Raw genomic sequence first — 8,373 nt, 5'->3', positions numbered from 1 at the left:
CGCGAATGCGGTGGATCAGTCAGAGATGTATCGACTGACAGACTGCATTCGCGAGCAAGCCCGCTCCCACATTTTTGACCGCGTCGAGGTTACGTACGCATCCCACGCCCGCTCACCAGCAACCGCGCACAACCGATATACAGCACCACGGTCGCCACGAGCATGAAGGTGATCGCCACGCTGATCTTGATGTCCGACACGCCCAGGATGCCGTAGCGGAAGGCGTTGACCATGTGCAGCACCGGGTTGGCCAGCGACACGGTCTGCCAGAACGGCGGCAGCAAGGTGATGGAGTAGAACACCCCGCCCAGGTACGTCAGCGGTGTCAGCACGAAAGTCGGGATGATCGAGATGTCATCGAAGTTGCGCGCAAACACCGCGTTGATGAAGCCAAGCAGCGAGAAGATCGTCGCAGTCAGCACCACCACCAGCAAGGTGACCCCGAGGTGGTGTACCTGCAGGTGGGTGAAGAACAGCGACAGCAGCGTCACAATCACCCCGACCATCAGGCCACGCAGCACGCCGCCCAGGGTGTAGCCGATCAGGATGGTGTGCGGCGAGACCGGCGAGACCATCAGCTCCTCGATGGAGCGCTGGAACTTGCTGCCGAAGAAGCTGGAGACCACGTTGCCGTAGGAGTTGGTGATCACCGACATCATGATCAGGCCCGGCACGATGTACTCCATGTAGGTGAAGCCACCCATGTCGCCAATCTGCCGGCCGATCAGGTTACCGAAGATCACGAAGTACAGGACCATGGTGATCGCCGGCGGCAGCAGGGTCTGCGGCCAGATCCGGGTAAAGCGCTTCACTTCGCGGTAGACGATGGTTTGCAGCGCGACGATGTTGGGTTGCAGTTCGGAACTCATACCGCCACCTTCGCCAGATTTTTCTCCACCAGGGACACGAACAACTCCTCGAGGCGATTGGTTTTATTGCGCAGGCTCAGCACTTCAATGTTCTGGGCTGCCAACTGGGTGAACAGCGCGGTGATGCCCATGGCCTTGTCCACCTGGACTTCCAGGGTATGGCTGTCCACCAGGCGGCTCGGGTAGCCGAGCAGTTGCGGCGAGACCGACAGGTTGTTCTTCAGGTCGAGCAGGAAAGTCTCCACATGCAACTGGCCCAGCAGGTTACGCATGCTGGTGTTCTCGACGATGGTGCCATGGTCGATGATGCCGATGTTGCGGCACAGCTGCTCAGCCTCTTCCAGGTAGTGGGTGGTGAGGATGATGGTGATGCCCTTCTGGTTCAGCTCGGTGAGGAAGGTCCACATCGAACGGCGCAGCTCGATGTCCACGCCAGCGGTGGGCTCGTCGAGGATCAGCAGGCGCGGCTCATGGACCAGCGCGCGGGCGATCATCAGGCGCCGCTTCATGCCGCCGGACAGCGAGCGCGAAGGCACGTCGCGCTTGTCCCACAGGCCCAACTGGGTCAGGTACTGCTCGGCGCGTTCCTTGGCGACTTTCGCCGGAATGCCGTAATAACCCGCCTGGGTCACGACAATGTCGAAAGTCTTTTCAAACTGGTTAAAGTTGAATTCCTGGGGCACCACGCCGATCGAACGCTTGAGCGCCGCCGGGGATTTGTCCAGGTCATGCCCGAAGATATTCACCGTGCCGCTGGTCTTGTTGACCAGTGTCGAGAGGATACCGATGGTGGTGGATTTGCCGGCACCGTTGGGGCCGAGCAAGGCGAAGAAATCACCCTCGGCAACGTCCAGATCGATACCACTCAGGGCCTGGAAACCGTTGCCGTAGGTTTTGGTTAGCTGCCGGATGGACAGAGCGGAACTCATATCGGATTACGCACCAAAGAAGGGAATAGAAACAATAGATGAGGGCGCAGCCCACGTAGTTCAACGGCGGCGCATGACAAGCATGGTGCTTGCCCGCGCCGCACAAGTACAGTCACCCGTATTAATAGTGGGTATTAAGTCAACGCAGTCATGACCGCCTTGCGGTAGGCCGGACGCTGCTGCAGGCGCTGGTACCAGGCCTCCAGGTGGGGCATCGAAGGCCGTTCGATGGGCATTTCAAACCAGGCGTAGATGAAGCTGCCCAGGGGAATATCGCCCATGCCGATTTCATTGCCCGACAGGTACGGCTGCACTGCGAGCGCCTGGTCGACGGTCTTGAGCACATCGATACAGGTCTTGCGCCCGGCGTGGATGGTGTCCCAGTTCTGCTTGTCCGCGGGGGTGCGCAGCACGCCCCAGAACACGGTCCTGAACGGGTCGGCGAAGGTCGACGTGGTCCAATCCATCCACTTTTCGGCGTTGGCCCGCGCCTTCAGGTCAGTGGGATACAAGCTGGATGCCTGCTTGGCACACAGATAACGCACGATGGTGTTGGATTCCCACAACACGAAGTCACCGTCTTCGATCATCGGCACCCGGCCGTTGGGGTTCAACGCCCGGTATTGCGGCGTGTCGACCACACCAAAAGCCCCGCCCGCATCAATTGCCTCATAGTCCAGGCCGAGTTCCTCGGCGCACCAGAGTGCCTTCCTGACGTTTGATGAATTTTTACGACCCCAGATTTTCAGCATGACCGCGCCTTATTGTTGATGAACATGGCTAGATGAACGCAGCAGCATACGCCGGTTCACGCGCGGCTCAAATCACTCTGCATATCGCCCAGCAACGTCGGCATGTCCTCGGCAAACAAGTGCGGGTAACACTGCTGGATATGGGCGAAGAAAAATGCCTCGGGCACGTCGGGAAATTGCCCGTGGTCCACCACGTACTCCATCGAGCGCCGGCCCTGGCGATTGAACGCATGGAAAACACTGTCGTGGAGGCCATCGAACTCCAGCGGTGGCACATCGAACAACTCGCACAATTGGCTGTTGAACGCCGGCGTCGCCTTGACCCAGCGACCGCGCAGGTACAGTTCGGTGTAGCCGTGCATGGCGAACACATCGCTTTTGAGCAACGCGATCAGGCGTGGCGTCGACAGGTGATTGCGCACGTCGGCCAGGCCGATGCGTGCCGGGATCCCGCAGTGGCGGGCACAGGCAGCGAGCAAGGTGGCCTTGGGCACGCAGTAGCTTTCGCCGGCAGCCAGGGCATAGCTGGCGCTCAGGGTGTCTGGGTCGCGACTGAAGGTGTAGGGGTTGTAGCGAATCGCCTCACGTACGGCGTAATAAAGACTGACCGCCTGGTCACTTAAATCCGCGCTGGGACCACGATGTTTTTCGGCGAACTCCACCACCGCAGGGTGGTCACTATCGATGAAGCGGCTGGGACTCAGGTACGTATCCATGAGCTTAATCTCCGAAGGAAGCCTTGAGTTTAACGACAGGTCCGCCACAGAGATAACGACGATTCGGCCAAATGTCGGCGCCTGAAGATGGGTGCTTCCAGCACAACTCGTTACACCCTGATCACCCCGCTTGCTCGGATGCCGACTAAGCTCGTTGGTGGTTTCGCCCCTGGTTTCACGGAGGATTGAATATGCTGTTGTTGTGGATACTGGTTCTGGTGGTCGGCATTGCCTACCTGGCACACCGGCGCACCGCGCCCCTGCCCGCCCTGGGCGTGGTCGCCGTCTACCTGTTGGCGATGGGCGCCTGGAGTCACGCTCCCGGCTGGTTGCTGCTGATCTTCTGGGTGCTGCTGGCCGCCGTTGCGGCGCCGTTGTTGCTACCGGACCTGCGCCGCCAATACTTCACCAAGCCGCTGTTCAGCTGGTTCCAGAAAGTCCTGCCGCCGATGTCCGAGACCGAGCGCGATGCCATCGACGCCGGCACCGTGTGGTGGGACGGCGAACTGTTCAGCGGTCGCCCGGACTGGGATAAGTTGCTGGCCTATCCCAAGGCGCAACTGACCGAAGAAGAACAAGCGTTCATCGACGGCCCGACCGAAGAACTCTGCGCCATGGTCAGCGACTGGGAAATCGGCCAGGCCATGGACCTGCCGCCCGCTGCCTGGGAGCACATCAAGACCCACGGTTTCTTCGCCCTGATCATTCCCAAGGAATACGGCGGCAAGGGCTTCTCCGCGTATGCGCACTCACAGGTCGCGATGAAGCTCGCCACCCGCAGCGGCGACCTGGCGTCGACCGTGATGGTGCCCAACTCACTCGGCCCGGCCGAATTGCTGCTGCACTACGGCACCGATGAGCAACGCAACCACTACCTGCCCCGCCTGGCGCGCGGCGATGACATCCCCTGCTTCGCCCTGACCGGCCCGCTGGCCGGCTCCGACGCAGGCGCCATGCCCGACACCGGCGTGATCTGCAAAGGCGAATGGGAAGGCAAGGAAACCCTCGGCCTGCGCCTCAACTGGGAAAAACGCTACATCACCCTGGGGCCGGTCGCGACCTTGCTCGGCCTGGCCTTCAAGGCGCATGACCCGGACCACCTGCTGGGCGAGGAAGAAGACCTGGGCATCAGCCTGGCGCTGATCCCCACCGACACTCCCGGCGTGGAAATCGGCCGTCGCCACCTGCCCCTGGGCGCCGCCTTCATGAACGGCCCCAACTCCGGCAAGGACGTGTTCATCCCCCTGGAATTCCTCATTGGTGGCCAGGAAATGCTCGGCAAGGGCTGGATGATGTTGATGAACTGCCTGTCGGTCGGCCGTTCGATCTCCCTGCCCGCTGTCGGCACCGGCGCCGCCAAGTTCACCAGCCTGGTCACCGGCCAGTACGCCCAGGTGCGTGAGCAGTTCAACGTGCCGCTGTCGGCCTTCGAAGGTATCCAGGAAGCCCTGGCGCGCATCGGCGGCAACGCCTGGCTGATGGACAGCGCGCGCATGCTCACCGCCAATGCCGTCGACCTGGGCGAAAAACCCTCGGTGCTGTCGGCGATCCTCAAGTACCACCTGACCGAGCGCGGTCGTGAATGCATCAGTCACGCCATGGATGTGCACGGCGGCAAGGGCATCATCATGGGCCCCAACAACTACCTGGGCCGCAGCTGGCAGGGTGCGCCGATCTTCATCACGGTAGAAGGCGCGAACATCCTCTCGCGCAACCTGATGATCTTCGGCCAGGGCGCCATCCGCTGCCATCCGTTCGTGCTCAAGGAAATGGCCCTGGCCGGTCGCGAAGACCATGACCAGGCACTCAAGGAGTTCGACGGCCTGCTGATGCAGCATATCGGTTTCGCCGTGAGCAACGCCGCCAGCACCCTGGTGCTGAACCTGGGCGTGGGCCACTTCGAAAAAGCCCCGGGCAACCGCCTCAGCCAAGGTTACTTCCGCGCCCTGAATCGCCAGGCTGCCGCCTTCGCCCTGCTCGCCGACCTGAGCATGATGCTGCTCGGCGGCGAGTTGAAGCGCCGCGAACGCCTGTCCGCGCGCCTGGGCGATGTGCTGAGCCACATGTACCTGGCCTCGGCAGCACTCAAGCGTTATCACGACCTGGATTCGCCGGATCACCTGGAACCGCTGTTCGCCTGGGCCATGGAAGAAAGCCTCGGCGAGTCGGAGCGCGCACTGGATGAACTGCTCAGCAACTTCCCGAACAAGGTACTGGGCTGCCTGCTGCGGGTCATCGTGTTCCCGTTCGGGCGTCGCCATACCGGGCCGTCCGACGCGCTGGATGCCGAAGTGGCCGCGGTGATTGGCCGTGCCAAAGGCGACCCGACCCTGGAAGAACTGCTGGCCGGCTGCTACCGCCCACAATCGGCGGAAGATCCGGTGGGCGCCCTGCAACATGCCTACGACCTGCTGGGTGCCAGCCACCCACTGCAGAAAAAACTGCACAGCGCGCTCAAAAGCGGCCAGGTCAAGCCGACTGCCGGCGAACATGCGATCGACGCTGCATTGCACGCCGGCGTGCTGCAACCGGCTGAAGCACAGACCCTGCGTGACGCCGAGGCGGCGCGGCGCAAGGTGATCGACGTGGATGATTTCAGCAAGGAAGAGCTGGAACACACCGAGGGTAAAGTCCGCTGAGTCCAGCGGTCATATAAATACGGGCGCGAGGGCTATATACTCTCGCGCCCGTTTTTGCTTTAGAGGACTTATCTCGTGTCCAACGTCGTTGCCGATCATCTCGTCTTGCTCGACCACTTGCGCAGCATCCTGGTTGCCGTCGGCGAAGCCGAACAGGTACCCGAGGAAAGCCACACCCTGTTCCTGGAGCGCTTCGACGAATTGCGCGCCCTGCTGCCGATCGACCCGATCGAAAGCCAGTACCTGGGCCAGGACCTGATGAGCCAGGTCATCCTGCGCTACCCACAGATTGCCCACCTGGTACCGCGCGACCTGCTGTGGTTCTTCGGTGGTGACTGCCTGCACTTCATGCCTGACGAAGAACTGGACCTGTACCAGGCCCTGGAAGAGCGTCGCTTCGAAGCCGAACAGAACGACGAACCGTTCGACTGGAACCAGGAAAAGCAGCTGCTGGCCATGCCGCAGGACCAGAGCAAGCACTGATCAACCCCCACGATTTCCCTTGCAGGAGCCGGCTTGCCGGCGATGGCGGCCTTGAGTCCAGCGGTGACTTCAAGGGCCCATCGCCGGCGAGCCGGCTCCTACCAGGTGTTGGCGGCGCAATGTCGGCTCCTTCGCCATGCATTCCACCAGATAGTCGATAAACACCCGCAACTTCGGCGACAGGTACCGCGTCGGCGAATGCAGCAACCACGCCTCGCCATGGTAGGACGCAATAAAGTCCCATGCCGGCAACACCTGCACCAAGCGCCCCTCCTCCAAGGCATGCCGCGCGGTGAAATACGGCAGGCTGCCAATCCCCACATGCTGCAACACCGCATCCAGGCGTACCCCGGTGTGGTTCGCCGCATAACGTCCGTGCACACCCACCGTCACCGTCTTGCCCGCCTGGCGAAATTTCCAGCGTGAGTCCGTCGGGGTTTCACCCAGGTAGATGCAGCTGTGTGCGAGCAAATCCTGGGGGTGACCCGGCGTGCCGTGCTCGGCCAGGTACTGTGGGGTCGCGCACAACAAGTGCTCGATGGGCAACAGCTGCCGTCCGACCAGCCCCGGCGGCGGGCTGTCGGTGATGCGGATGCTCAGGTCCACGTTGTCATCGATCAGGTCCACGTGCCGGTCCTCGAGGATCAGTTGCACATCGACCTTGGGGTAGCGCCGCAGAAACTCCGGCATATGCGGGTGCACCACAAACCGCCCCACCGCCTTGGGCACACTGACCCGCACCTGACCTTCGGCCTCATGGGTGAACTGGCCGCTGATCTCCATGACCGAACGCGCCGCGTTGACCATCTCCTGGCAACGCTTGAACACCTCTTCCCCGCCCTCGCTCAGGCGCAGTTTGCGCGTAGTGCGTTGCAGCAAACGGGTGGCCAGGGCCTTTTCCAGGCGCGAGATGCTGCGACTCACCGAAGACGGCGAAGCCCCCATCTGCCGGGCCGCCTCGGAAAAGCTGCCGGCTTCCACTACCTTGACGAAAATCGCCATTTCACCCAGCAGCGGCAAGGGAAGATTGATGCTCATAGCGCACAGGTCCATTGAGAGTTGAGCGGATTATCACCCATCCACGCACTATTTATACTGCTCGCAGAACCTTGATGCGGATGTAGATAATGACCGAGCGCCTGTTTTTCACCCACGATCACCTGACTGCCGAGCTTGAAGTGCTGGACTGCACGCCGCACGAAGACCTCTTTGCCGTCACCCTGCAGTCAACCCTCTTCCACCCGCAAGGCGGCGGGCAACCTTTCGACACCGGCTGGCTCGGCGAGGCCAACGTCCTGCGCGTCACCCAGGAAGCCGATCGCGTGGTGCACTACACCGACCGCCCCGTGGCGCGTGGCTTGATTACCGCACGGGTCGACGAGCAGCGCCGCGCCCTGCACACACGCCTGCATTCCGCCGGGCACTTGATCGGCAACGTTGGCGAGACCCTGGGCTGGATGCCGATCAAGGCGCATCACTGGCCGGGCGAAGGCAAGATCACGTTTATCCGTGGCGACGCCGCCCAAGTCCTCGAGGCCGAGACGATTCAACAGCAAGTCAACCAGTGGATTGCCGCCGACTATCCGCGCCATATGACCCTGCAAGACGGCACCCGCGAAGTCGGCTTCGGCGAACTGCCGGCCTACGCCTGCGGCGGCACGCATGTACAGGCGCTGAGCGAACTGGGCCAAGTGACCATCCTGGCCCTGTCGGAGAAAAAGGGCGCACTGTCGGTGCGTTACACCCTCGACTGAAGCGCTACGCCGGGCTTGCTGGGTGAGATTTGCCTACCCTGGCAGGTGCGCTCCATCTGGCAGCCTCACCACCAGTGACAGGTGCACCCACTCTGGCAGCCTCACCCTCGTGGTGAGCAGGCTTGCCCTGCGTTGGGCTGCGCAGCAGCCCCAATAAGGCCGCCGCAGTTTGTCTGGGAAAAACTCCAGTCAGGGTTGGGGGCTGCTGCGCAGCCCAACGTAGGGCAAGCC

8 protein-coding genes are annotated in these 8,373 nt (G+C 62.0%); 3 read left to right on the top strand and 5 right to left on the bottom strand.

The window, feature by feature from the left end; genetic code table 11:
- Nucleotides 1-89: 89 nt before the first annotated feature.
- The 4 genes from QMX97_RS30685 to QMX97_RS30670 form a co-directional block, all read right to left on the bottom strand.
- A complete protein-coding gene (locus QMX97_RS30685; RefSeq protein WP_065901419.1) occupies nt 90-869 on the bottom strand; it encodes an ABC transporter permease in 780 nt (259 codons plus the stop codon).
- Nucleotides 866-1,798: an ABC transporter ATP-binding protein gene (locus QMX97_RS30680; protein ID WP_065901421.1), complete on the bottom strand. Its 933-nt coding sequence runs from the start codon at nt 1,796-1,798 to the stop codon at nt 866-868. The genes QMX97_RS30685 and QMX97_RS30680 overlap by 4 nt, the downstream gene beginning before the upstream one ends.
- A 134-nt stretch (nt 1,799-1,932) precedes the next feature.
- Nucleotides 1,933-2,550 carry a glutathione S-transferase gene (locus QMX97_RS30675; RefSeq protein WP_282398157.1) on the bottom strand — a complete coding sequence of 206 codons (618 nt, stop codon included), beginning with the start codon at nt 2,548-2,550 and terminating at the stop codon, nt 1,933-1,935.
- Between the two features lie 56 nt (nt 2,551-2,606).
- Nucleotides 2,607-3,266, bottom strand: a complete 660-nt coding sequence (locus QMX97_RS30670; protein WP_120448016.1) for a transglutaminase family protein — start codon at nt 3,264-3,266, stop codon at nt 2,607-2,609.
- A 191-nt stretch (nt 3,267-3,457) separates the two neighbouring features.
- On the opposite strand from QMX97_RS30670, the gene QMX97_RS30665 reads away from it, so the two are divergent.
- The gene (locus QMX97_RS30665; protein WP_065901428.1) at nt 3,458-5,905 is read left to right on the top strand and encodes an acyl-CoA dehydrogenase; all 2,448 of its coding nucleotides are present in this window, start codon (nt 3,458-3,460) and stop codon (nt 5,903-5,905) included.
- Between the two features lie 75 nt (nt 5,906-5,980).
- Entirely contained in the window at nt 5,981-6,388 is a 408-nt protein-coding gene (locus QMX97_RS30660) for a PA2817 family protein (protein ID WP_010567536.1), read from the top strand.
- A gap of 69 nt (nt 6,389-6,457) precedes the next feature.
- Here QMX97_RS30660 and QMX97_RS30655 read toward each other — a convergent pair whose 3' ends face one another.
- Complete coding sequence (locus QMX97_RS30655) at nt 6,458-7,426, bottom strand: LysR family transcriptional regulator (protein ID WP_282398156.1); 969 nt, start codon at nt 7,424-7,426, stop codon at nt 6,458-6,460.
- A gap of 89 nt (nt 7,427-7,515) precedes the next feature.
- On the opposite strand from QMX97_RS30655, the gene QMX97_RS30650 reads away from it, so the two are divergent.
- Nucleotides 7,516-8,142 carry a hypothetical protein gene (locus QMX97_RS30650; protein ID WP_106804668.1) on the top strand — a complete coding sequence of 209 codons (627 nt, stop codon included), beginning with the start codon at nt 7,516-7,518 and terminating at the stop codon, nt 8,140-8,142.
- Nucleotides 8,143-8,373: the final 231 nt, after the last annotated feature.

It is taken from the genome of Pseudomonas sp. PS01298, assembly GCF_029959745.1.
GTDB classification, from domain to species: Bacteria; Pseudomonadota; Gammaproteobacteria; order Pseudomonadales; family Pseudomonadaceae; genus Aquipseudomonas; species Aquipseudomonas aylmerensis.
This window is presented reverse-complemented; position numbering and strand designations above follow the sequence as displayed.